This is a genomic window from Parapedobacter soli, from assembly GCF_025460835.1.
Lineage (GTDB): Bacteria > Bacteroidota > Bacteroidia > Sphingobacteriales > Sphingobacteriaceae > Parapedobacter > Parapedobacter soli.
Map to the genome: position 1 here is coordinate 17,663 of NZ_JAMXAY010000008.1, position 26,644 is coordinate 44,306.

Consider the following 26,644-nt stretch of genomic DNA (forward strand, 5'->3'; position numbering starts at 1 on the left):
CAAACCCGCAGAAAAACCACGGTATCTTATCTCTTTATAATCAAATTATATCATTATTTTGTATTTTTATATATTTGCAATGATAAATCATGAAAAAAAAGAACGTTATACCCAAAGCACTTATCCCCGAAAACCGGACGTTCGTGGTACGTAAGCAAGTAGAACCTTATTTTGACCCCACATTCCACCTCCACCCGGAGTTCCAATTGTCTTACGTGGTTGAAGGCGAGGGAAACCGGTTCGTCGGCGATAGCATCAAACCATTCAAATCAAATGACTTGGTTCTTATCGGTCCGAACCTACCCCACGTATGGCGCAGCCATAACAGTTATTTCGAAAAAGACAGCGGCTTGAGTACCACGGTTATCGTCATTTATTTCCTCGACCATTTCTTGGGTGAAATCATCCATGACAAAGAGGAATTTGAAAGTATCAAGCATCTTTTCCAGCGCTCGCAATGTGGCATTGAAATCACTGGTGTCACCCAGCGGGCCGTAAGTCATATGATGGTCGAGTTGCTGGAGTTGAAAGGTACCGACAGTATCATTCAGCTCCTTAGGATACTCAATACCATCGCGTTATCAGACGAGTGCCAACTTATTACCGATACCCACTCAAAAGTCTACAATACCGAAGCAGAAACAGACCGGATGAACAAAGTGTATGAATTCATCATGAAGAACTTCCATCGGAAAATACATCTGGAAGAGGTCGCATCTATTGCTAGCATGACGAATACATCATTCAGCCGGTATTTTAAGTCGCGGGTCAACCAATCATTTTCCGACTTCCTGAAGGAGATCCGTATCGAGTATGCGTGCAAGCTTCTCAAAGAAGACAAGATGAACATAGACCGTATCGGATTCGCATGCGGTTTCCAGTCGGTCACCAATTTCAACAAACAATTCAAAAGCGTAACAGGCAAGCAGCCCCACCAGTACCGGAACGAGTACCAAAAGGTTGCGATAGACACGTACCACCAATATCATTGAAACACCGGCGCCGCTTGCGGTGTGGTGCTGGGTACGCCGCCGGCGATTTCCGGCCAGCCGTCGCGCCAAGTGACTTTATCCAATAGCAGCATCCGCCGGCTCGCACCGCTCGACACCTTGCCCTTAGCGCGGTCTATGCCATGGTATAGGAACCAATCTGTTCCTTCATCGTCGGCAATCAGCCGCGCATTATGGCCCGGACCAGCAATACGTGCGTTCCCTTCCATAAAAAGCGTACCTTTTCCACGGTCGGTAATGGCGTATCCTGCCTTGTCCACATACGGTCCCATCAGGTGTTCCGAGCGCGCCACCAACACATGGTATTTACTATCGGCCCCTTCGCAACAACTGCCTTTGGAACCGAAGAAATAATAATATTCGCCCCGTTTATGGATCATCACGGCTTCATAATCGCCGGCGGCGATTTTCACTTTTTGCGACAGATCGGGTACAGATAGCCCGTCGTCTGCCATTTTCACGCCATAGGTGCCTTGTGTTGGCGCATTGCTGAAGCTGCCCCAAAATAGGTATTTTTCTCCCTCTTCTTCAAAATAAAAGGCATCGATGGAATTCGGAACGTCCACTTCTTCGCTGGTAAACACCTTACCGTGGTCGGTAAAGGGGCCCGTCGGCTGGTCCGCCACAGCCACGCCGATACCCGGATTAGGGTCGCCCCACGTGGAATACGCATAGTAAAGGTGATATTTACCATTCACGAGATTTATATCCGGAGCCCATATCCCCCCGTCTTCCTTCCAAGAGGGCTTCTGTTCAAATGCCTGCCCCACCACTTGCCAGTCTACCAGGTTGGTCGATCGGATGATGGGCACGAGCCGGCTACCTTGCCCATCACCCCAATTATCCTGGGTGCCATAAGCGTAAAAGAATCCCGTTTCCGGGTCGCGGACCACGGTCGGGTCAGCAAGGATGGGTTCAAAGACCGGATTGGTGTATGTCGCCACCGATGTATCCGGTTGCTGTACATCGTCGGTATCAGGTTGTTCGTCTGTGCGTGCGCAGCCCGCAAGTAGCAACAAGACAACGAGAAGATTGTAAATCAGCATCGCTTTTGAACTTGAATGAGAAAATAGTTTTATTTCTGTAGCGTGGGTTTAATTATCCCATCGCTGTCCACACGAAACGTGTAGTGGCCGACCGCCTCATCCCACTTCCTAATGACGGGAACAATCCGCGTCCGCCTGGGCGTTACCTGTTGCTGGTCGAAATGCACATGGTACACGTAGTACAATTGACCATCCAATCCTTCAAATAAATCGCCATGTCCGGAGCCGTTTTCACCCACGATTGTACGGTGGATGATGGGGCTATCGCTTTGTTTGATCCAAGGGCCGTATGGCGAATCGGCAACGGCATATCCTACGGCGTAGTCGATATTCATGAAGTGATTGGCCGAATAAAACAGGTAATATTTATCTTTCAACTTGATGACGGTGGGTCCTTCCATGATGGGTGCCGACTCATAAGCCGGCGTTGCTTCCCATGGTTCGGTTTGACCAAAACATTTCGTTAATGTTTCGGGTTTTATCTCTCCTTTCTTCAAATCGAACTCGGCCACCCACAGGTAATTGCCATTATCAAACCGAACATGGTAGAGGTAATGTTTACCATCTTCATCTTTGAAGATGTAAGAGTCGATATTCTTCTCGGTACCGTCTATGGGCCTAACTTCACCTTGCGTATAGGGGCCTAGCAACGTAGTCGATTGCGTCAACACGGTTTGCTCATTGGCGGTATACGTCAAATAATACGCACCGTTTCCCTTTAATACTTGCGGCGCCCAGAACCCGTGGCTACCGAAGGCCTGCTCACCCTTCGAGAGGATCATATGCGAATCTTGCATACCCGTGGGCACGGTCCAGGTTTTTAGGTCCGTCGATTCCAACGCCGCGAATCCCGACGATGCCGACTTTCCACTTCCTCCTGTGCCTGTTAGGTAGTACTTTCCATTTTCGACATATATCGTTGGATCGGCAAAAAAAAGTTCCTGCTTTTCCTGCGCCCTCAGGTATATTCCGACGGTCAATAATCCGGTTACTAGCAAAAAGCAATAGCAAGTCGTGTTGTTCATTCGCTCGTTCATCTCAAAGGTTAGTATACGTTCAACTCGTTACAAGACAAAAATAAACCGTTCGCTTCCACAAAAACCATGATATATTGCCTCATTATAGTCAAATTATAGCATCGCACAGTCTTTCCGCCCATTTAGAATGACAATCACGGAGGAAACCAACAACCGACGAATAGGTGTCGTTATTGCAAAAGCACCGGTGTAATGTAATCGGCATCGATCTGCATGGTGGTTTCTCCATCCTTTTCGACGAAGTCCACCTTGCTGATATGCATGATACGGGGATGAATCTTCGCCTCACTGTGATGGGCATGGAAACGATCCGCAAGTCGCCCGCTTTATCGGTAAATAGGGCACTGTGGCCTACTCCGACCAAGTCGCCCGGCTTTTGTAAAATCGGGTTACCGGCGTACTTCGTCCAAGGCCCTGTTACCTTGTCGGCTGTAGCATACCCGATACCATAAAATGGACTCTCATAGCTATTAGCTGAATAGGTCATGTAATATTTCCCATCATGCTTTAGCACGAAAGGCCCTTCATTCACCCGCGGCCACACTTCTTCCCACGCTTGCGAAACGTTGATGCATTTCACAGCTGTTTCCGGCCGAATTTCCGTCAGGTTTTCTTCAAGCTCAGCCACCCAGATGTTCAAGCCGTCGTTAAACCGATCATAGAAAAGGTAAGGTTTCCCATCACCGTCTATGAACAACGAATTGTCGATGCATTTCTCACCGCTGATCATCGGCTGCTGTACTTCCTGCTTAAACGGGCCGAGCGGGTGGTCACTCGTGGCTACACAGATATGTTCGTCAGCTGAGTAATACATATAAAATTTGCCGTTCACATGGTACACTTCGGGCGCCCAAAACCAACGGTCGCCCCAAGAGTCTTTCTTATCCAGCGCCAACCGATTGCCCGGCACGGCTTCCCATGTAAGCAGGTCTTGCGACACATAAACGGCAATACCGTCGTCGGCATAGGTACCGTAAGCGTAATATGTATCCCCGTGCAATAAAATGAAAGGGTCACCGAAAAATACCTTTGTTTCCACTCGCTTGGGAGGCGGTTCCGGCAGCTCACCGTTCTTGCTCGACGAACAAGCCAATACATTGAAACTGATGGCGGCTGTGATCAATAAAATCGTCCTCATACCCATATACTTTACTCGTTATCTATTCCAAAATGATTTACTAACGCGTCGTACTCCGCTTTCGAAATCGTGATCATACAGCCATGGCGTACGGATGCCGGCAGGCTGTACTTGTCCCAATCTGCATGGAACGTATAACCCGATGCCTGGTACCAAGGCCCTTCCAGTCGATCGGCAATAGACAAGCCATATGAAACGCCGGGGTATTGTTCGTAGTACATGTACCAGATCTGGTTATCGGGCGACGGAATCAACATCGGTGCTTCCCGGAAATTGGGGCTTATCGGTGCCATAGGTTCCGAATAGGGGCCGGTAAGCGCCGGTGCCCGCGAAATACGGATGGTTTTGCCCGTAGGCCAGTACAAGGTGGGATACGTTTCGTCCTTGATAACGGCATAGTAATGAGCGTCTATCTTGCGGATGAACACATCAATGGTACCCATGTCCCAATCGAACAATTTCGTGGGGTGTTCGGAGAACGATTTGAGGTCTTTGGAAAGCACATACAAGGTGCGTTGGCTTGCCCAGTACCGTTCGGGGTCCTCCTTGGTACCCTCTTCGTGCGGCGTATGCCACGTAAGGATGTATTGCCGCGATGGCGCATCGAAATAGAGTTTTGGTGCACCGATACGTTGCAAAGCATGCCCATAGTCGGGTGTACTCTTCAGGTCGGGCGTGTAGGTGCTGTATTTTTCCCACTTGATCAAATCGGCAGATACCCAGATGTTGATATCCGGCGACGAATCACTGGTGTTTCCGGCGATGTAATACCTACCATCGTGCCCCTTGCAGATATCGGGGTGGCCGCGATAGTCTTCAAATACCCGCTTCTCGCCGTTGAGGGCATACCAATGCAAGCCATCGGTGCTGACCGAGTAGTACAATTTGCCATAATCCTGGTGGGTCATGTGAGCAAACAGATAGGCTTGGTTTATGGCCTCCGCGGGCTCCTCTACCTGTCCGGGAGGATCGGGTTGTTGGGCAAGAGTGGGGTTGCCTATCCATATGAATAGGAACAGTACCATCCTCGTTTGATTTTGTTTAACAGTTATCATAGTTTGTTCATTGACGCATCATTTGCGTCATAAATTAACATCTACTTCTCCACAAAAGGGCGGTAATAGGTATTCGCTGTGACATTACTTGTTTTAATCTTTACCCAAATAAAAACCGCGTTCTCAATTGATTTAGCCTCATTTATTTATTAAAAAAGAGGCAATGATATTATGTATCATGGAGGTAACAAGCAATCAATCCCGTTTTATTTGCCCCACAATCATCCATACGCCGATATTCCCACCGTCTAAATTGGAGGCCGATGTCGCTACCACGGTGTTATTATTCAAAACGGTTATCGCGTTCCATTTCGCTTCCCGATCCAATGAAACAGAAAAGGGCTGAGAAATATGCTCAAATTGGCGTCCGTCCTTGTCACCAATAGCCACTTCCATGGTCGATTTTTCCCAGTCAGGTCCGCGCCGCCTTGTCGTTTGGTACGATAGTAATACCTCGCCGGTAGTGAGCCGTGCCAGGTATGGCGCACCGGCATAGACATCATCGGGCAATAGATCTTTTAACGCATATTCCCGCTTGGGCGAATCGCCCAAAACAGGTTGGTTCCAGTTGTCGGGGATAGAAGTGCGTACGATATAGGGTTTAAACTGCCCGACCTTATTGTCTTCAATCGCCACCAAAATCTCATCGCCAACCAGCAATGGTACAGGCATACCATCCCGACGGCCCGCCCGGAAACTGACGGTCCGCGAGTCGGTATCCCATGTCTTTCCATTATCCACCGACGTCAGCACTGCAATCTCTTGCTCATCCGACTCGGTAAACGGCGCTTCATTTGCAAAGTAAACCTGCAACGTACCATCAGGCAATTGCAGGAAGGCCGGTTCCCAACAACCATCGCGGAACCGAGGCTCCGCCTCGAAAATTACCTGCGACTCGCTCCACGTTTCTCCCCGGTTAGTACTCCGGGTGATAGCTATCGCGAACGGCGCTACCTCCTCCCTAACGGGCCTGTAATTGCAGGCAGCCAGCCAGTCGCCATTTTGCAGTTCGATAAACTCCGGATTGGAAATATTGACCCGTACGGTATTCCCTTTTTCATCCGTATAGTCGTGCGCAGGAAAAAGGACCATAGGTTCAGACCACGTCTGCATGTCGGCTGTACTTCGAATCAACTCGACATCCCCATCGGCCTCATACACGGCGACGATTGCCCCGTCCCTTAGCTGTTTCACCCGCGGATAGCCCGCATAAGCGAGTTGTCGATCACTTTGCGGCGCAATCCGTTGGAGTGTAGAACGATCCCACTCAATTCGCAACCCCTTTGGCTTCTCCTCGGGAGGGGCAATTTCCGACCGAGGTTCCCCCTTCGATGTGCACCCCAAAAAAGCCATGCATACCAGCCCCCTTAGTAGCCATTTACTTTTTTTTCTCATTTATACTAGTAAGCGTTTCCGCTTTCGATGTTATACTCGACAATGTATGATCGCTGCCATCTAAAGACTACCTCACACGTAATGGCGTAAGGTAGTCTTCATCGATTTGCCTACTCCTATATCCAACCTGGATTTTGGATAATCGTGGGCGTCTTATTGATTTCCGATTGAGGTATTGGCCAAAGGTAATGCTTCTTCTCGAATACCCTGCGCTTCAAGATTGATCGCTCATAAAACTCATCGTCCTGCAAATGTGTCCCTTTGTCCACCGTCATCCGATAGAAATCCTTATTATCGGTTTCTTCGGCAATCAACCACCGACGCGTATCAAAATACCTATGCGTTTCAAAAGCGAGTTCGATTCTCCGTTCGTGACGAATCTTCTCCCGCATTTCGTCTTGGGTCAATCCTTCAGGAAGCTCCGGCAACCCAGACCGGTTTCGGATCGCATTCACATACTTGTAAACGTCAGCTACCGGGCCTTGTGCCTCATTTAGCGCCTCGGCATAATTGAGGTATTGTTCACCCAGCCGGAAATAAATCCACGTTTTCTGGGTAAAAATATTTTGCGGTATACGGACAGATTCTTCCGAGAATTTTTTCATGAGATATCCCGTCACGGAATGGTCCACTGCACTTCTCGACCGGCCATCGAGGCCACTATTCCAAAACTCGATGCGACGTTCGCGCCAGAAAGCTCCACTGTAATTGATAGCGGCATAGAAACGGGGTTCGCGGCCGACGTACATATTCCTGATCTGGTCCAAGTGGTAGCCTTTGGGATGGGCCTCCTCGGCATAGCCGGTTTCCCGATAACCCGATTCCGGATTAATAATAGGTTGCCCATTGGCCTCATATCCTAAAATCGGCGTAGACCCATCCGCCATCTCGTAGGCATCCACCAACTCCTGCGTAGGGCAATAGCCGCTCCATCCCCCCATTCCGTTAGGGCTCGTACAGCGCTCTTGATGGTCCCAATTGCCCATATTCCGAGCAAACAATACTTCTTTGTTGTGACGTACGTAAAACAACTCCTGATAATTGCGCATCGGATCATTATTGGTCGAGGTGTAAAGGCCATAACCGGCGGCTTCAGCCGCTGTGATTACATCACGTGCTGCGTCAGCAGCCTTCTGCCAACCTTGCGGGTCATATTCGGCAAACAATTTCAACCCGTCTTGATCGGTAAAGTCCGTATACTCTGGATTACCGTTCCAGAGTGGACTAGCAGCATACAATAACATTCGGGCTTTTAATGCCAGAGCCGAAGACTTGGTCGGGCGACCTAGCTGCGTCCGGTCTTCAGTGGCCCCACTAATATACGAAGGCAGCAATAATGAAGCTGCGCGGTCGCAGTCAGCCACGATAAAATCGACCACTTCTTTATAAGGCCGCCTTTTTATCGCTGCAAAGTCATCATCCAATGTAGCTGCACGGTCCATGATGGGTATCGGTCCATGAATACGCACTTGGAAAAAATGGAAGAATGCCCGCAAGAAATACGCCTCACCTTTCCAGATGTTTTTTTCCGCCTCGCTCATCGGTGTCTGGTCGATGCGTTCCAGGAATATATTTACCTTCCGCATACCTTCCCAATCAAATCGCCAAATGTTTTCCTCAATATTCTGCGGGCTCCATGCGCCAGACGTCATGACGTGTGCAAAAGGGTACGTCCATGTAATTTCCATCTCATCCGAGGCACCCACAAATGGATTACGCCCCCACCAATCGTTGAAACTAATCTCTTCATGCAGGGTAAAATAGGCCGAGGTAAGAAATCGCTCGGCATATTGGCGCTGGGCGAAGACTTGATCGAGTGTTAAGTCTTCATCGGGAGTCTTATCCAGAAAATCTTTGGTACACCCATTGAGTGCTAAAAAGAAGGTAAAAACCGTTATATATAGGAATATCCGCTTCATGTCTTTTTTACTTAAAATTAACTTGTAGACCAAAATTTAATGTGCGTTGCAACGGGTAAAAATTCGTTCCGTTATTGGACTCGGGGTCCATAATTTTTACCTTGTCCCAAGTGTGGAGGTTTACACCATTCACGAATAGGCGAATGCTATTCATGCCCCAGTTGGCCAAACTCGGCTGGGTAAACGTATAAGCTACTTCTGCATTTTTTAACCTTAAGAAAGAACCATCTACTTGCCAAAGCGTTGACGTTCTGTTATTATTGGGGTTGGCAACGGTGATTGCGCCCGGGTACTTGCCCTCTGGATTATCTGGGGTCCAGCGGTTGTCATAATACTGCCGTTGCACATTAAAGGTACCGACACCGTCTTGGAAGGGATACATTGTTGAACCATCCAGAAAAATACTAGTTCTTGTCGCGCCGGTAAGGAATAAACTCACGTCAAACCCTTTATACGCCACGGTCCCTCCAAATCCATACACGATTTGCGGCGTACGTGGGAAACCAATTGCGGTACGATCGTTGTCATCGATGATATTGTCGTTGTTCAGATCGCGGTATTTGATGTCGCCCGGCTGGCTAGCTCGCCCAAGCCGTTGCTCTGGGCTGTTTGCAATTTCGTCATCGCTTTGGAATATACCCTCGGCGATCCATCCGAACGGTTGATCAATGGGCAGCCCTTTTGCCGACAACCACGGATAACGTTGTGGTGGTTCATCGTTCTCAATGATGGTATTCTTGGCAAATGTAAAGTTACCTTGGAACGAATAGTACCAACCTGACGAGGTAGAATTCTTCACTTCAATCATTCCATCGATACCACGGTTCTTCGCTCGACCTAAGTTAGCATAAGGGATTACCCAAGGATAGAATCCGGTAACAAACGGTATCTGTTGACGCTGGATAAGGATACCTTCTCGATCTTCCCAAAAGGCATCTACCTGAAGAACAACTTTGCTTCGGAACAATTCGAGGTCTAACCCGAGGTTTGTTTTTGTCGCTACTTCCCACGTGACATTCTCATTACCGGTTTGGTCTTCTTCGATACCCGGCATAAAACGCATGTTATCACCGAAGTGGTAGGATTGAGCGCCCTCCGTTTTCATCGACGTTAGAAATAGAAAACGGATGTCTTGGCCTAAGTCGTCATTACCTACCTTTCCGACAGACCCTCTTATTTTGAAGTGGTTTATCGGGTTATTGTCGCCCCAGAACGACTCATTGGATAATATCCAGCCGGCAGATGCCGAAGGGAAAAAGCCGAAACGATTTCCTTTCGGAAAGTTTTCGGAGCCATTGTATCCGGCATTCACTTCCAAAAGATAGCGGTTATCGTATGCATAGGTGACGCGCGACGCCGTGCCCAATCTACGGTAGGGCAAGTTCAGCATCGACTCCCCAGCTGTGAGCCTTACCCTATCCCGTTGGTTGTACATCAACATACCAGAAACGTCGTGCTTTCCGAAAGATCGGGTATAGTTAGCCAGTAACTCGGTATAATATACCCGCTCTGCGGTGTTACCAAGTGCGTAGCCCAGGGGGCTCGCTTCGCGAAGAATTTCGCTATAAATATCTTCCCCAGTTACCGGGTCTTTCCCTTGGTATTGTTTCACCTCGAAATTCTTTTGCCGGCGTACGTCCGATCGGTAGTAATGGTCATATGCAAACTTACCGTTGAGTGAGAGCCCGGAGGTGATTAAGTCAGAGAGGTCCCATTTCGCCCCGAAAGTGCCTTGTACGGTATTGCGTGAATCCACGAGGTATCCAGATTGCGTAACCATACCCCAGGGATTGGAGCCCAGAAATTGAGTAATACCTGCCGGAGACCCGTCCGGATTCTGCTTAGGAAAAGCAATAGGAGGTGTTTTCCGCAATGCATCGAAAATATCCGGGGCCGACCGAGCCGGGTAATTCCCTTGCTGGATGATTCCACCCAACCCGAACTCAAATAATAGGTCCTTGGTAACACTCACGTCGATATTAGACCGGAGGTTATATCGACGCATATTGATGTTGGTGTTATACGGGTTGCTTTCGTCGTTCTTCCACAAACCACTCTGTTCGGTATAGCCGACATTTCCGTAATAGCGTATCACCTCCGTACCCCCATTAATACTGAGGTTGTTAATGGTCTGATAAGTGTTCTTCTTCATGATCTCGTTGGTCCAGTCGACGTTTGGGTAGAGATAAGGATCTTCCCCACTTGCATATCGTTGAATCTCTTCTTCCGAAAAAAAGTCGCTCTGGCCCATATTGCGGTATGCCTCATTCCATAACCTGGCATACTCCACGCCATCAATATACTTTGGCATCCGTTGTGCAGTAAGCAGTCCGGTTTCAGAACGGAGCGTTACCTTCGGCCGGCCTTGTACGCCGCGTTTGGTCGTGATGAGAATCACACCATTTGCTCCACGTACACCGTAAACAGCCGTGGCCGACGCATCTTTAAGGATAGAGAAACTCTCGATTTCTTGTGCGTTGATCGTATTCAACGCCGACATCCCACGCTCCACGCCATCAACCAATACCAGTGGTGTACGACTCACCCAAGTTCCCATACCGCGAATATAGACTTGCGCCTGGTCGTAACCGGGCTCGCCGCTGGTTTGTCGGGTAATGATACCGGGCATACGACCGGCCAAGGCATTCGACAGCGAGGGCGCGGTAGATTGTTCCAGCGCTTTGACCGACACCGAGGCTACGGAACCCGTCATGGTCACTTTTTTCTGCGTACCGAAACCAACGACTACGACCTCTTCGAGTTTGCTTTGTTCTTCATCAAATTCCATGACAAAACGCCGCTCCCGATCATTGCCTGCCGGAACCTCAATGGGAAAATAGCCCTGATAGGTAATGACGATAATCGATTCTGGCGACGGAATTTCCAACATAAAATTCCCATCAATGTCCGTTTGCGTACCATGTGTACTGTTTTTTATCATTACGGTTGCCCCGGCTAGCGGCTCATTTTGCTGGTCCGTCACTCTACCGTTCAACACATGCGATGATTGTGCTTGCACCCACATAGAAGACACAAGCAAAAACACCGTAAACGCAATTCCCATGCAACGAGCGGTATGCACTCCTGTACGGCACCACCGCTGCATGAGAAAATTTTTGGTAATTTTCTCACTCATAATTCACTAATTTATTTGATTACTAAACTTATTTATTTGGTTACTAGCTATATTTAGGTTACCTTTTTCCGATGTCGTCGGTTAACTGTTTAATCAATTCCACCTCTTCCTGCTTATACGGAGTGCCATCGCCCCTGAAAATATCATGGAACCACAGCGGCGGCTCATCCGTGTAGGTTTTCGTCCAGCTATCCCAAGGATAAATGGTCTGCGTCTTGCCGTCTACAAATCCCCAGTTAAACATGGCCACGTTGTATTGCTTGGCAATTGGCAGGAAGCCTTCGAACGTACTGCCATTGGCGCGTGCCATATATTCGGTACACCACAACGGCTTATTGTACCGCTGGAGTTGCTGTATACGCTTTTCGAAATCCTCGGGCTTGTCGTAGTTATGGAAACTAATGATATCCGACTGCTCGATCTGTAGTTTTTCGATTGGCTTTAACCCTTCGTGCGTAGACCAATCGCCCGCCCAGATACCCGACGTAAGCGGCTGCGAGGGGTTTGCTGACCGTGCCCATGCGAACGCCTGCTCCAACAACGGCAGCACAAAGGCCACCTTATCCTTTATTTCCACTGCTTCATAAGACGGTCCCGTCATGTTATCCGGCTCGTTCCATACGTCCCAACCGAGAATACGGTCATCTTCGGCAAAATGGCTGATGACACCTTTCACGTAACGTTCCAAACGTGGGTACTGTGTGCTGTCTTGAAGTACGTGTTGACCGGGGCTTTGTACCCAACCCGAATTATGCACATGCGGTTTGGGGGCGCGCTGCTTGCCGGCCACCGGGAACGGATCCCAGCAGGAATCAAAGAAAACAAATAAGGGCCGGATGCCGTGTTGATCGGCCAAACGCAGAAAATGTTCGATGCGGGCAATAAAACCTGCCGAGTCTTGCTCATAAGGTAAGTCATGCAAGTATACCCGCGCCGTGTTCATGCCCAGATCGGCCGCCCATCCAAGTTCTTTGTCAATCGTTTCCGGATCGAAGGTGTCTTCCTGCCACATCTCCAATTGGTTGATGGCCGTTGCGGGTGTATAATTTGGTCCTACGAGCCAGCCTTGCTCGGCCTGCCAGGCGTTGGCTTCCTCGGCCGTCCAAATGCCTCGCGCAGACTCACTTTTAACACCATCTCCGCCGCTGTTGCAACCGGATAATGAAAAAAGCGTTACGATAGAAAAAATCAAAAATGTACTGGTAATCCTTGTTGTCATTGGTGTTTTGCTGGTTATCAAATTGGCATCATGCCTTACTTCTTACAAAGGACGGCATTTATGGCTGCTGCGTGTTATACCATTTTGTTTCAACTTTTCCCTATTTTGTCTCAAAAAGTCTTTACCTTTGTTATACACAACCGCCAGTTGTTACCATGGGTTCCCGCCAACTCTTCTAAACGCTTCGTACTTGCTCCGTAATCGATTGGTACCTGATTTGCCGTAGTCCAGGTTTTTCCCGTAAAAAGGTGGACTCACCCGGACTCACCTTGGACTTACTCCGAAAGAGGTTCAAACGAAGTACCTATATGGTTCCTTGCAAAACCGATGCGGGGATGCGCCAGTAAGAAGACGAATAAGGTGGTGTGGTTGACGATTCGAAAGTACGATAAATTCTGCTATCTTGCAAATTACCGTTACCTTTGGCTAAAAAACCGCGGGAGCCGGATGAGCTAATGAGATTGCTTTTGTTGACATATATCGTATGTATGGGGTTGGCCATCGGCCCTGCCCATGGCCAACCGTTTTATTTCAAACACTACCAGGTGGAGAACGGACTGTCAAACAATGCCGTGCTATGCAGTGCCCAAGACCCCATGGGTTTCATGTGGTTCGGCACCAAAGATGGCCTCAACCGCTTCGATGGGTATTCTTTCAAGGTTTTCCATAGCGATCCGGATAACCCCAACGGGCTGGGAAGCAATTTCGTGAGGGCTTTATACGTGGGTGATTCGGGCATTTTATGGGTTGGCACCGACCAGGGCATTTTCCTGTTCAATCCGAAATCGGAAACCTTTTCACTTTTCCATCCCGCTATCACGAATGAAATACTCGATATACAAGGTGATCACCGAGGAAACATCTGGTTCGTCAATGACCTGACTTTGTATCGGTACGACACGACCACCGACAGTTTATCATCCGTTCCGCAAGCCACAACGGGATCTATAAGCTCATTCGGAATCAGCGAAACGGGTGACGTCTGGGCGGGAACCGTCAACGGCAACCTTCTTCATTACCAGCAAAACCATGGCGTCCGTCAGTCTTATGACCTCTTCATCCACTCTCCAAAAGTGGTATCGCAATGGATTGAACGGGTGTTGTGCACCAACGATGGCCACGTGCTGGTTGGAACATCCAAACAGGGCTTCAAAGTATTCGACACGGGAAGGGGAACCTACACCGATCTGCTGACACGGAACGGCGAGGGAACTGACTTGTTCATCCGTGATATCATCGAGCACCACACCAATGAATATTGGCTGGCAACTGAATCGGGCATTTTCATTTATAACCGCGCCACGGAAACCTACACCAACCTCAAAAAAGAGCGGGGAAACCCGTGGTCGCTATCCGATAACGCGGTATACACGCTTTGCAAAGACAAAGAAAACAGTATATGGGCCGGCACGTACTTCGGCGGCATCAACCACTACGCCCCCGCGAACACGTTCTTTGAAAAATATTTCCCCCTAGGCCGTGGGAACACCATATCTGGCAATGCCGTCCGGGAGATTTGCGCCGATGGATATGGCAACCTGTGGATCGGTACCGAAGACGATGGCCTCAATAAAATGGACCTCCGAACCGGCCGCATCACCAACTTCCGGCCAACCGGTGAGCCGGGTAGCCTGGCCCATTCCAATATCCATGGCCTGCTGATTACCGGTGACACCCTATGGGTAGGCACGTTCGAACATGGTCTCGATTTATTCAACGTCCGCACCGGAAAAGTTATCCGCCACTACAATGCCGAAGATGGCGACGGCACGCTTCATAATAACTTCATATTCAACATCTGTCGTACGCAAGACGGGCGCATATTGTTAGCCACGGGCCGGGGGCTGTATGAATATGTCATACCGGCCAAACGTTTCCAGCTCGTTCCGGATTTTCCGGACTACATTTTCTATACGACACTTTTTGAGGATAGCCGCGGAACGATATGGGCCGGTACCTGGCGCGATGGCTTGTATTATTCGAACCCCCGTACAGGAGAAAAGGGCTCGTTCGCACACCATGCGCGCGTACCCGGCAGCATTGGCAGCAATCGGGTAAACCGCATATTCGAAGATAGCCGCGCCAATATCTGGGTGGCCACAGAGGGTGGCCTATGTATGTTCCGTCCGGACCGTAGCGATTTCCAACGCTATGGCACCACGCAAGGATTCCCCAGCAACCTTATCCTTGCGCTATTGGAAGATGCACATGGAAGGTTGTGGGTAACCACCTCAAAAGGGTTGGTGCGATTCACGCCGGCTAACGGCGACATCACCGTGTTCACCAAAGCCAATGGCTTACTGGGCGATCAATTCAATTATAACTCCGCTTACGGAGCTCCGGATGGCACCTTGTATTTCGGTAGCGTGAAAGGACTGATCCGGTTCAACCCTACCCACCTCGCCGAAAACACCTTTCAGCCACCGGTCTACATCACCGGGATGCAGGTGTATGACCGTGAGCTGGCAATCAATCAAAAAGGGTCACCACTCACGCAGTCGATTACGTTCATGGAGCACCTCGAACTCAGCCATAACCAGTCGTCTTTCAGCATCGATTTTGCCGCGCTGAGCTATATCTCGCCCGATATGACGGAATACGCCTATAAGATGGAAGGTTTAGACAACGAATGGACGCATATCCAGACCAACCGAAAGGCGTATTTCACCAAACTGCCACCGGGCGACTACATGTTCAGGGTGAACGTGGTTGATCATAATGGCGACCTGAAAGGCAAGGAAACAACACTCCGCATTACCATCTTACCGCCTTTCTGGGCAAGCAACCCGGCCTTCCTGCTCTACGTCGTATTACTCATCGCCATCGTTTGGTATTCGATTAGCAGTTATCACCGCCGCGTCAGGGAAAAAAACAAACGAAAACTGGAGCAACTGCGCCATCGAAAGGAAGAAGAGCTATACCGGGCAAAAATCGACTTTTTCACCAACGTGACCCACGAAATACGTACACCGCTCACCCTCATCAAAGCGCCTTTGGAAAAGGTGATGAAAAAGGCGGAAGAGTTGCCCGCCGTACGTAAACACCTACAGACCATGGAGCGAAACACTGAGCGGTTACTCCAATTGACCGACCAATTGCTCGATTTCAGGAAAACCGAGGTCAATGGATACCGGTTGAGCTTCATAGACCAAGATGTTGCCGCTTTGGTGAAGGAAAATTATGCGGCCTTTAAACTGGTGGCCACACAGAGAAATATCAAGCTTTCATTTACCGCGCCAGCGCATCCGTGCATCGCCGCCGTGGATAAAGAAGCGTTCACCCAGATCATCGGCAATTTGCTCACCAATGCATTGAAATATGCCGAGCGTACGATTGAAATCGTCATGCGTACCGAATCGCCAACAGGTACCGTTACCATCTTGGTCAAAAATGACGGTTACCTCATCCCGCTATCGATGCGGGAGAAAATTTTCGAAACGTTTACCCGTCTGAAAATGACAGACAACCAACAAGGATCTGGTCTGGGCTTAGCCTTGGCCCGCTCACTCGCTCAGCTGCACAAAGGCCACCTCCGCTTAGCAAGCCCAGAAAACGGGATGAATGTATTTCTATTGACACTGCCCCTTAAACAACGCCCACACAAACGATACCATGGAACCAAAATCGCCAAAGATTGATAGATCGACCATACTGGTGGTAGACGATCACGTGGAAATTCTCGATTTCATCGTGGATGACCTTAGTGAACACTACGAGGTACTGCAAGCCGAAAATGGCAAACAGGCCTTGGAAGTCCTTGCAGCCCATCCAGTCCAATTGGTGGTAAGCGATGTGATGATGCCCGAGATGGATGGTTATGAACTGTGTCAACGCATCAAATCCGACTTGGCGCATAGCCATATCCCCATTATCTTACTAACGGCCAAAAACACGTTGAAATCGAAAATAGAAGGGTTGGAGCAGGGTGCCGATGCGTATATCGAAAAGCCGTTTTCGCCCGAACATCTCCAGGCCCAAATCGGTAGCTTGCTGGCGAACAGGAACAAAATCCGTGCATATTTCGCGCATTCGCCATTGGCACACATCAACTCAATGGCGCATACCAAAGCGGATGTGCTTTTCTTGGAAGAATTGAATACGTTGATCCTTGAACATATGGGCGATGTAGGATTCGATGTGGAACACCTGGCCGACCAAATGAATATGAGCCGTCCTACACTATACCGTAAAATCAAGGCGATATCCGATTTGACACCCAACGACCTGATCAATGTTGCCCGCCTAAAGAAAGCAGCTGAACTGCTCAGCGAAGGCCACTACAAAATCTACGAAGTTTCCTATCGCGTGGGATACAGTTCACAGACGCAATTCGGCCGGAATTTCCAGAAGCAATTCGGCATGTCGCCCAGCGAGTATATCGCGAAGCATAAGTCGCGAGAAAACTAGTTCTTTGAAAAAGAATACGGAGCGTCTTCCACGTCCGTTCCCCGCAATTTATTGGGCTGGCTGTCCATCGTGAAGATCAGGTCAGCGCCACCAGTCAGTATTCCATGCGTGACGTAGTTTTTTTCATACGGCTTACCATCTACCGTCAGCGATTCAATATAGCGGTTTTGCCGCCCGTTGTTTGGTGCTGAGATCGTAATTGCATTTCCGTTTTCCAATTGCAATGACACCTTTCGGAAAAGCGGCGAACCGATTACATATTCATCCGACCCGGGGCATACCGGGTAAAAGCCCATCGCAGAAAACACATACCATGCAGACGTCTGGCCGTTGTCTTCGTCGCCACAATACCCATCGGCGGCCGGCGAATAGAGCTTATCCATAATCTCCCGCACCCGGTACTGTGCTTTCCAAGGCTGCTTGGAGTAATTGTACAAATAAGTCATGTGCTGGATGGGCTGGTTGCCGTGGGCATACTGCCCCATGTTCATCACCTGCATTTCCCGCATTTCGTGGATCATCCGCCGGCTTTGCATGCCTTCGTTGCTCGGAATGGTAAACACCGAATCCATCATGGCATTGAACATGTCATCTCCTCCCATCAGGTCAATCAGCCCCTGCGGGTCGTGGAATACACAAAAGCTCCAGTGCCAGCTGTTCCCCTCGCAAAACGGCCAACTCCAATCTGCCGGGTTGAAATCGGGATCGAATACACCGCGGTCATCGCGCCCCGCCATCAGCCGGCGGTTGGGAAGGTAGACGTTCTTGTAGTTCATTGCGCGCTGGGCGTAGATACCGATTTCGCTTTCCGGCTTCCCCAATGCTTTACCCAGCGTATAGATGGTCCAGTCGTTGTAGGCGTATTCGAGCGTACGCGCCGTGCTGTGCCTGATGTCTACATTGTCGGGCACATACCCGATGTCGTTATAGTATTGGTAACCCACGCGGCCGGACGCCGTGCCTTCCAGATGATTGTTGGCGCCATGTTTCAACGCTTCCCATAGCAGCTCTATATCATAGCCACGGAGGCCCTTGACGTACGCATCGGCAACAACGGAAGCCGAATTATTGCCAATCATGATGTTCCGGTGCCCCGGGCTGGCCCACTCTGGAAGATACCCACTTTGCTTGTACGCATTGATAAGCCCTTCCTGCATCTTGATGCTCATGGAAGGGTAAGCTAGGTTCAACAGCGGAAACAGGCTTCGGAACGTGTCCCAAAACCCCGTGTCGGTGAACATATAGCCGGGATGAACACCGCCGTCGTAGGGACTGTAATGGACAATTTGGCCATCGCCGTCGATTTCATAGAAAGCGCGTGGGAAAAGCACCGAGCGGTAAAGGCAGGAATAGAAAGTACGCAGGTTATCGATGTTATCGTCTTCCACCTCGATACGGCCAAGCACGTCATTCCAAGCAGTTCTCCCCTTTTCGGCTACGCAATCAAAAGAATCGTTTCCAAGTTCGTTGAGGTTGCGCTCGGCCTGCTCAAAGCTGATAAAAGAGGAGGCAACCCGGGCGTGGATCTCTTCGCCACGCTTGGTTCTAAAGCCCACGATGGCACCGGCGTGGTTTTCGTCGGCTTCCAGTTCGTCCTCACGGATGATGCTATCGGCCACCGTTGCCTGATAGGTAAACGGTTTATCGAAGTGGATTACGAAATAATTCTTGAAATTCTCGGGCACACCGCCGCTGTTGCGCGTGGTAAATCCGATGATTTTGTTCTCCGAAGGGATGACCTTTACATACGATCCTCTGTCGAACGCATCGATAACCACGTATGCACTGTCCGTCTCGGGAAACGTAAACCGGAACATAGCGGCCCGTTCAGTTGGTGTAATCTCCGTCGTCACATCATGGTCGGCTAAGTACACTTTGTAATAATAAGGCTTTGCTATTTCGGCCTTGTGCGAAAACCAGCTTGCCCGCTCATCTTGGTCGAATGTAAGGCTACCAGTGATCGGCATGATAGCGAATTGCCCGTAATCGTTCATCCACGGGCTAGGTTGGTGCGTTTGCTTGAATCCGCGGATTTTATCTGCGGTATACGTATACAACCAGCCGTTGCCCATTTTGCCGGTCTGGGGCGCCCAGAAGTTCATGCCCCAAGGCCGCGCGATGACGGGATACGTGTTGCCTGTGGAAAGCTCGTATTTAGACATGGTTCCCATGAGTGGGTTGACATAATCTACAGGCTCTTGGGCACACACCGCTAGCGGAGCAAACAACCAAAATAAGCCAGCCAATTTTCTTAAGAATGCCATAAGAGTAAGCGTTTTTTTTTGTGTAAAATGGTTAAAAGTTTATGGTTACTACCACCGGATTATGGTCGGAAGGAAGCCGCGCCTGATGCTTTAGGAGTGAGACCTCGTCGGGAAAGTTCGCCGACTTGATGGAATCTGCGGGTACATTGGCCGTTGAAAAATAAAAATCGGTGAGCAACCCGTAACGCTGTACCTCAATCGTTGGACTTAAGAAAATATGATCGATCCGGCTGTTCGTTTTTAGGTTGATATCGAAGTTGTTGAATGTACCCGTCGGTGCGTACCGCAATGCAGCGGCTTCATACGCATCGACCAATATGCCCGAATCGTGGATAACAGCGTAGTTGGCATGTGTTTGATCTACATTGAAATCGCCGGTGAGGATGACCGGCCCGGCTGGAGCTATCTCCCGTATTTTCTCAAGTACCAAGGCGGCACTCTTCTCGCGGGCCATTACCCCCCGGTGATCCATATGTAGGTTGAAAAACCAGAAAGCCGTACCCGTCTCCTTCTCTTTGAAATGCCCCCAGGTGCATATCCGCGGAAGTGCGGCATCCCATCCCTTGTTGGGGTAGGTGGTCTCTTCGGACAACCAAAAATGCCCCGAGTCCAGCAGGTCAAACTTGTCCTTCTTCCAAAAAATCGGTGCGTATTCGCCTTCGGTTTTGCCGTCGTCACGGCCGACACCCACGTAGGTATAGTCGGACAAACAACCCAGCAGGTCTCCCAGCTGGCCGTGCAGTACTTCCTGTGCACCCCAGATATCGAAATCGTGGTACTGCACCAAGTTACAGATAACGGGTAAGCGTTGTTCCCATCCGTTGCCGTGCTTCGTGTCGTTACTGTTTTGGTAGCGTACATTGTAGGTGGCTATCTTCAACTGCTGGCTATAGCCGATTAATGCAAAGCAAACCGCTGGTATAAGTAATAGGAACCGTCTTATCATAGCGTCAAAGTTAGCTAAATCGATTAAATTAACCGCTATTTTTCGTAAACCACTCATCCTGTATCTCTTCCAGCGACTTGCCCTTGGTCTCGGGCAATAGTTTATAAACCACCGCAAACGCGAGTACGCACCAACATGCGAAAAACCAGAACGTAAAACCTGCACCGATGCTTTTCAGCAACACGGGTGTCAGTTGCCCGATGATGGTATCAGCCACCCACATCACCATGATGCTGAGTGCTACGGCTCTTCCGCGGATATGGACGGGGAAGATCTCGGCCGCGACCACAAATTTGAGGGGGCCGATCGAAAATGCGAAGCTGGCCAGAAAGATCACAACGGAAAGCAGCAACAACAAGCCTTGGGTATTTTCGGTGTACATGCACGCGCCGACTGCTATTAGGCTCAACGCCGCCGCCGCCGTACCAATCAAGTAAAGTGGTCGCCTGCCCAGTTGGTCTACCTTCCATACTGCGATTAATGTAAATGCAAGATTGGCGGCACCGAAAATAATCTGGCTTTGCAACGAGTTCGACAAGCTCACACCCGCGTCGCTCAATATGCTCGGGCCATAATAGATAATCGCGTTGATGCCGCAGAACTGCGAGAAGAATGGAAGGAGCAGCCCCAAAAGGAGCGGCCTGCGAAGGCTTGGTGAAAACAAATCGCGGTAGGAAGGCCGCCGCGGCTCCTGCTGGCGCCTGCTTTCCAACTCAGCTTTGGCCTCGGTCTCTCCCGCGAAGCGGGAGAGCAGTGCTGCCCCAGCAGCCGTTTGCCCTTTCTGCAACAGCCAACGCGGGCTTTCCGGGATACCCAACAAACCCAACAGGAACACCAGTGCCGGCAACGCACCTACGAGAAACATGCCACGCCACACTTCTCCGTAGAACCAGGTACCGATCCAACAGGTTATCCCGTTGGCCGCGGCCTGTACCAAGAATGCATTGCTCACGTAAGCCACGAGAATCCCCAATGTCACAGCCAATTGGTAGTAGGTAACCAGTCGGCCCCGGATGCTGGCGGGAGCGATTTCTGATATATAGAGGGGTACCATGCTGGATGCGATGCCAACGCCCAGGCCACCTAGTATGCGTGCTGCGATAATCGTGTCGAACGTGGGCAGCAACCCGCACCCCATGGCAGATACCAGGAACAAAACAGCGGCCAGCAGCAATATCCTGCGGCGGCCATACCGGTCGCCGAGTTCGCCAGATGCCGCCACCCCCGCTATGCACCCCACCAGTGCCGAAGAAACGAACCAGCCCTGCTGGAAGGCCGAAAGCGAAAACTGCTTCGTAACCAGCGGCAGTATCCCAGACACCACTGCCATGTCAAATCCAAAGAGAAAGCCCCCCAGTGCCGCAATGGCACAGGCCCACCAGAGGATTCTGGGCAATCTATGGCGTTGTTGCATCGACATCTTTTACGAACGCTTTCACTACCTTGGCGGTCGCCCCACTGGTATTGATCAGCGTATATTGAGTTACTACGGCTGGAATAACGAATGTTTCCGCGTACTGGAATACCGTTTCTTTGTTGCCGACCCTAACCCGTATTTCGGTACCTTCCACCAGCATCATCACATGGCAGGCGTTGTAGGTCTGTACTGTCACCGTATCTGCTAGCTCGATTCGATGCACGTCATAAAAATGTGCCGCGTGTGTAGGTAGATGGATGGTCTTCCAGTCGGCACCCTGTTCTAGAACATAAGGTTTGGAAATGAGTTCCTGTTGCACCATCTTCCCTTTCCGGTCGAACCGCAGGTTATTGAAAGCATGCTCGATATTGATCGGCCGCGGGTCCCCGTTCAGGTCCTTGCTCAGCCAGTCATACATTTTGAACGTGAAAATATAGGGTGTGGCACTGATCTCAAGCACCAAATTATTCTGTCCGGAACTGTGTACGGTGCCGTTTGGGATGAGATACAGTCCGTGCTTCTCGGCTGGGAATGACTGTACATAATCCTCAATCGACACCTCGGTATCATTTTCCAAGCTGTTTTCCAACTCCTGCCTGAACGCCGTCGGGTCTATGTTGTCTTGAAAGCCCAAATATACCTTTGCATCGGGCGCACAGTCTAGCATATAATACGTCTCATCCTGTGTGAGGGTTTCGCCAAAATGTTCTTGGATGTAAGACTGTGAAGGGTGACATTGGATGGATAGGTTGCCGCCCTGGAATGTATCCAGGAAATCAAACCGGATGGGAAACTCATCGCCAAATCGAGCATGGTGTTTACCCAACACCTGCGCTCCGGCAAGCATCATCAAGCAATCGAACGACACTTCCAATCGGACGCCACCATGCTCGAAAACCAAGCCATTTTCAGGTGCAATGAGCTCGAAAGACCAAGCATAATTGGGTTCCTCTTGATTAATTTGCGGGATATGTTCCGTGAGCCACTGCCCCCCCCCCACGAGCCGGGGGTAAACCATGGACGCGGCCGGAACACCGACTGACTAAGTGCGTTTAAGCCGTTACGGATGTCCCGTGCATAAGCCCAGGTCAACCAGTCAATCCCTTGGCCATCGGCCAATACGTCTGCATGGGGGAGCACGGATGCCTTGTGCTGGTTGCAAACCACCCAGTCTACAAAATAAAACCGCTTGTACATCGCTGCCGGCTTTTCGGGAGATGATTTGCCCAGGTTCGTAATTGCCCCGGCATTCATACGGTGCTGCAATTCATTTTTGGGTAAATCGATGTAAATCATGGCAGCTTCCCATCCACTCAGGGCAGCACCTGTACCGATGAGGATGTTGACGGAGAAAGCCGGGTTCGGTTTACGGTTGACCAAGGCATCCATTTGATAGAAATCCGATAATTGAAGTGACGTTTTCGTGCCCCATACAGAATCCTCGCTTCCTAAAAAGGGTTGCACGAGTTGTTCGATAGCGGCTTCCGGCTTCAGGAAATCATCCATGAAACACCAATTCACCCTCGTTCCTTGCTTTTCGAACTCACGGGATAAATCCGCCACGATACGATTCCAAAAAGTACCCACATAACCGTCGATGACCACCGTTTTTTTCCCAACGATCCATTTTACCAGTGTTTCGTACCCATTGTAGATTGTCGCTTCCAACGAATGGGACGGATAGATGTTGTACCCGCGCATATCCGTTGCCTCTGCCATGGCGGGCATGATTTCTTGTTTCGTGTTCCTCAATGTAGTAGACGCATTCGATGCGATTGTTTCCGTTTCTTCGCTTTCCTTCAGTTCCATTCACAAAAAAAAATTAAATTACGTAATAATAAATATAATAGCACGGCACCTAACGGGCTGAAAAATCAACGATTGGCGGCAGCAAATTCCTCGAATAAAACGATGGTGTCATAAAGCACCCCCGCTGCCCCACGGAACGTCCCCGAGCCATTAGGTAGATTATCTACGGTATACCATTCATAAAAACCATGGTTGTCGACGGCGCGGCGCAGCATCGGTTGTACCTGTTCATAGGCTTCAGTTACCAAACCGTAGTGGATAAGCTGTTGAATCATACGCCCGCCAAACCAATCCCAGTCGCCCCCATTCTGATAACCGTAGGGATACATTCCCTCGTTTTTAAAACTGCCCGCCGGGTAGGTTGGGTATAACGTGAGGCCGATGGTTGCGGCACCAGATTGCTGAACATTGGCTACCATCCGATCAAGCGCGTGCTTTACCTGTGCCTGTGACAGTAAGCCCGCTTCGATCGCCACGGCTGTGCCACCATGGTAGTAAACGTCCATTTCATTGAACCCGGAGGGAAAGGGCGAACCGTCCAAGTAGACGTGGGGGATGAACTTTTGACGCTCCTTATCCCACAGATGTGCCATACAATGCTTAGCAATTTCGTCATGGATTGTACTCCACTTCGGTTGTACTTCGGGGAGTAGCTCTATCAAATTGTCGAGCGCTATCAAGAACATAGCGTTATCATAAATATCAATGGCATAATGCGTGCTATCCGTCAGGTAGACGCCCCAGGTATGCTCCGGCTGCACGTCACCCCAATCGGCCGTAGTAGCGCCCCATAGCAAGCCGTACTTCCGGTCATACCGATGTGCCATAAGAAAGTCCATGGCCCGTTCCATGCGCCGGGCAACGGTTTGCCCACCCACGGTATCTCGTAAAAAAGCGTTATCCCCACTGCTCGATACATATTTGTACACCGCTTGTACCAACGAGCTTTCCTGATCGGTTTCAACCGTATTTTTATGCCCCGCATAATCGGGCTCCAATTCAGTGTAAATATAGGTGTACCCAACGCTCGCGGTTTGGGCTTTTTCTTTGGAAACGAAGCCGTCGACGATATTGCCATCTTCGCCCTGGAGGCGGAAAAACACGCGGAGGTTCTCTTTGATGGTTTCTGCCGGATGCAGCTCTGTCGCCAAAGTGATGAAGGTGTTGTAATCACGGATCCATACTTCGGCGTATCCATCGCCCGCGTTGAATCCCGAACCCACGGTCGCCTGCGCCATGGATTTAACCGTTTGCATCGAGGTGTCCTGGCTAATTCGAGCAGCTAGCACCCGGTCGCTACGCGAATCGGGCCCGCATGCGGTCAAACTAACTCCAACCAACCCTATTAACACGAGTACATTCTTCATGATATGTTCCTGTTTACGTAATGCCGTTTTATTTTAGTCGCTTACCGGCGGCAGCACTGCTGTGCCCCAATCGGTCTTTGGCTCCGGACCCATAACCAATTCGAGCTTTCCGCCTTTGAGCAACTCTGAAGCGGGGAACCAGCAATTCTCCAAAGGCTTTCCGTTAAGCCGTGCTTGCTGGACATAACGGTTTTCGCGAGAGGCATTTGTCGCAGTGATGGTAAAGGTTTTGCCCCTTCCGAAGCGATTGCCGAGATCGATGTCGACACGCTCGAAAATGGGGCTTCCAATTTCGTAGATGGGATTCTCGCGCGCGCCGCCATCAACCTGGAACAATCCCAGCGCGCTCATCACAAACCAGGCACTCATCTGGCCCTGGTCTTCATCGCCTAGGTAGGCATTGGAAACACCGTATCCATAGTAGCGATCCATGATGGCCCGGCTCCAATGCTGGGTAAGCCACGGTTTGCCCACCCAATTGAATAGATAGGCAAAATGCATGGACTGTTGGTTCCCCTGTACCACGGGATAGTCCCAGTATTGGTCATTCGGGCCGTTGAACCGCCATTTATAGCTTTCCTCAAACCCCCACTGCAACCGGTTGACGAACGTGTCGCGGCCGATAAGCCTGGCCAGGCCCGGGATGTCCTGTGGCACAAAATAGGTCAGCTGCCATGCATTGCCCTCCACATAATGCTCATTGGCGCCCGACTTGAATGGATCGAAATCAGGGAACCAATTACCCGCGGCATCTTTCATACGGGCGTACCCCGTGGCGGGGTCTATAGCGTTGCGCCACCATTGCCCCCGCTCTTTGAATTGGCGGTACTCGGCTTGTTTTCCCAGTGATTTGGCAAATTGCGAAACCGTCCAATCGTCATAGCTGTATTCCAACGAATTGGAAAACCGACCTTTATCATAAGGTACGTACTGGTGCTTGAGGTAAGTTACCAGATCGCGGTTGCCCGCCAACCCTCCCGCTACGCGCTCTGCCGGGGTAGTCTGCATCTTGTAGACGGCTTCGAATGCTTTCTGGGCATCAAAATCACGTATACCCATTTGGTAAGCCCCTATAATCAACGGGATTTCGTGCTCGGCGACCATCACCGGGATATACTCCATGCCGGCGGGTCCCTTGGCCAGCCAACCATTCGCATCGTACATAGCCAGCTGGGAACGTACCCAACGGTTCGACCATTCCGGTGTTACGAGGTTCCAGAACTGGTTGAGGTTCCAAAAGGTGTTCCAAAACGCATCGCAGCCCAGCGCTACATCGTCGGCATTGCCAAACTGCTGGATGCGTTCGTCTGCATCCCGCCATTTTCCATCAACATCGCTGAAGATGTTCCGGCTGGCCAAGCTACGATACATATTGGTATAGAACCGCACTTTCTCCCGCCGGTCGTTGCTGGTAACCTTTACGCGTGCCAACAAATCGTTCCACACATCGCGCTGGTGCTTGCGCACAGCATCGAAGTC

17 protein-coding genes are annotated in these 26,644 nt (G+C 50.2%); 3 read left to right on the forward strand and 14 right to left on the reverse strand.

All coding sequences use genetic code 11. The features are described 5' to 3' along the window. The first annotated feature begins 89 nt into the window (after positions 1-89). Positions 90-992, forward strand: coding sequence for an AraC family transcriptional regulator (locus tag NGM62_RS05320; protein ID WP_262246410.1), 903 nt, complete (start codon positions 90-92; stop codon positions 990-992). Here the strand turns inward: NGM62_RS05320 and NGM62_RS05325 are convergent. The 8 genes from NGM62_RS05325 to NGM62_RS05360 all read right to left on the reverse strand — a co-directional run bounded on the left by NGM62_RS05325 (position 986) and on the right by NGM62_RS05360 (position 12,955). Continuing rightward, on the reverse strand, positions 986-2,056 hold the full coding sequence (locus tag NGM62_RS05325) for a family 43 glycosylhydrolase (RefSeq protein WP_262246412.1): 1,071 nt from the start codon (positions 2,054-2,056) through the stop codon (positions 986-988). The two genes, NGM62_RS05320 and NGM62_RS05325, sit on opposite strands and share 7 nt — an antisense overlap. A 29-nt stretch (positions 2,057-2,085) precedes the next feature. Beyond that, positions 2,086-3,093: a glycoside hydrolase family 43 protein gene (locus NGM62_RS05330; RefSeq protein ID WP_262246414.1), complete on the reverse strand. Its 1,008-nt coding sequence runs from the start codon at positions 3,091-3,093 to the stop codon at positions 2,086-2,088. A gap of 88 nt (positions 3,094-3,181) precedes the next feature. Then, the gene (locus NGM62_RS05335; RefSeq protein ID WP_262246416.1) at positions 3,182-4,231 is read right to left on the reverse strand and encodes a glycoside hydrolase family 43 protein; all 1,050 of its coding nucleotides are present in this window, start codon (positions 4,229-4,231) and stop codon (positions 3,182-3,184) included. An 11-nt stretch (positions 4,232-4,242) separates the two neighbouring features. After that, positions 4,243-5,256: a hypothetical protein gene (locus NGM62_RS05340; RefSeq protein ID WP_262246418.1), complete on the reverse strand. Its 1,014-nt coding sequence runs from the start codon at positions 5,254-5,256 to the stop codon at positions 4,243-4,245. 225 nt (positions 5,257-5,481) lie between these two features. Next, on the reverse strand, positions 5,482-6,681 hold the full coding sequence (locus NGM62_RS05345) for a sialidase family protein (protein WP_262246420.1): 1,200 nt from the start codon (positions 6,679-6,681) through the stop codon (positions 5,482-5,484). A 116-nt stretch (positions 6,682-6,797) separates the two neighbouring features. Continuing rightward, the gene (locus NGM62_RS05350; RefSeq protein ID WP_262246422.1) at positions 6,798-8,600 is read right to left on the reverse strand and encodes a RagB/SusD family nutrient uptake outer membrane protein; all 1,803 of its coding nucleotides are present in this window, start codon (positions 8,598-8,600) and stop codon (positions 6,798-6,800) included. Positions 8,601-8,607: 7 nt separating this feature from the next. Further along, a complete protein-coding gene (locus tag NGM62_RS05355; RefSeq protein ID WP_262246424.1) occupies positions 8,608-11,736 on the reverse strand; it encodes a SusC/RagA family TonB-linked outer membrane protein in 3,129 nt (1,042 codons plus the stop codon). A gap of 58 nt (positions 11,737-11,794) precedes the next feature. Further along, entirely contained in the window at positions 11,795-12,955 is a 1,161-nt protein-coding gene (locus tag NGM62_RS05360; RefSeq protein ID WP_262246426.1) for a glycosyl hydrolase, read from the reverse strand. Between the two features lie 422 nt (positions 12,956-13,377). On the opposite strand from NGM62_RS05360, the gene NGM62_RS05365 reads away from it, so the two are divergent. Continuing rightward, a complete protein-coding gene (locus NGM62_RS05365; RefSeq protein WP_262246428.1) occupies positions 13,378-16,593 on the forward strand; it encodes a ligand-binding sensor domain-containing protein in 3,216 nt (1,071 codons plus the stop codon). After that, complete coding sequence (locus NGM62_RS05370) at positions 16,568-17,362, forward strand: response regulator transcription factor (protein ID WP_262246430.1); 795 nt, start codon at positions 16,568-16,570, stop codon at positions 17,360-17,362. The genes NGM62_RS05365 and NGM62_RS05370 overlap by 26 nt, the downstream gene beginning before the upstream one ends. Here the strand turns inward: NGM62_RS05370 and NGM62_RS05375 are convergent. From NGM62_RS05375 to NGM62_RS05400, 6 genes are all read right to left on the reverse strand, one after another. Continuing rightward, a complete protein-coding gene (locus NGM62_RS05375) occupies positions 17,359-19,626 on the reverse strand; it encodes a GH92 family glycosyl hydrolase (RefSeq protein ID WP_262246432.1) in 2,268 nt (755 codons plus the stop codon). The genes NGM62_RS05370 and NGM62_RS05375 overlap by 4 nt on opposite strands. Positions 19,627-19,657: 31 nt before the next feature. Further along, entirely contained in the window at positions 19,658-20,572 is a 915-nt protein-coding gene (locus NGM62_RS05380) for an endonuclease/exonuclease/phosphatase family protein (RefSeq protein ID WP_262246434.1), read from the reverse strand. Between the two features lie 28 nt (positions 20,573-20,600). Beyond that, positions 20,601-21,992 carry a sugar porter family MFS transporter gene (locus tag NGM62_RS05385; RefSeq protein WP_262246436.1) on the reverse strand — a complete coding sequence of 464 codons (1,392 nt, stop codon included), beginning with the start codon at positions 21,990-21,992 and terminating at the stop codon, positions 20,601-20,603. Then, a complete protein-coding gene (locus NGM62_RS05390; protein ID WP_262246437.1) occupies positions 21,970-23,007 on the reverse strand; it encodes a class I mannose-6-phosphate isomerase in 1,038 nt (345 codons plus the stop codon). The genes NGM62_RS05385 and NGM62_RS05390 overlap by 23 nt, the downstream gene beginning before the upstream one ends. An 856-nt stretch (positions 23,008-23,863) precedes the next feature. Then, complete coding sequence (locus NGM62_RS05395) at positions 23,864-25,165, reverse strand: hypothetical protein (RefSeq protein WP_262246438.1); 1,302 nt, start codon at positions 25,163-25,165, stop codon at positions 23,864-23,866. Positions 25,166-25,198: 33 nt separating this feature from the next. Beyond that, positions 25,199-26,632 carry a glycoside hydrolase family 92 protein gene (locus NGM62_RS05400; protein ID WP_262246439.1) on the reverse strand — a complete coding sequence of 478 codons (1,434 nt, stop codon included), beginning with the start codon at positions 26,630-26,632 and terminating at the stop codon, positions 25,199-25,201. Positions 26,633-26,644: the final 12 nt, after the last annotated feature.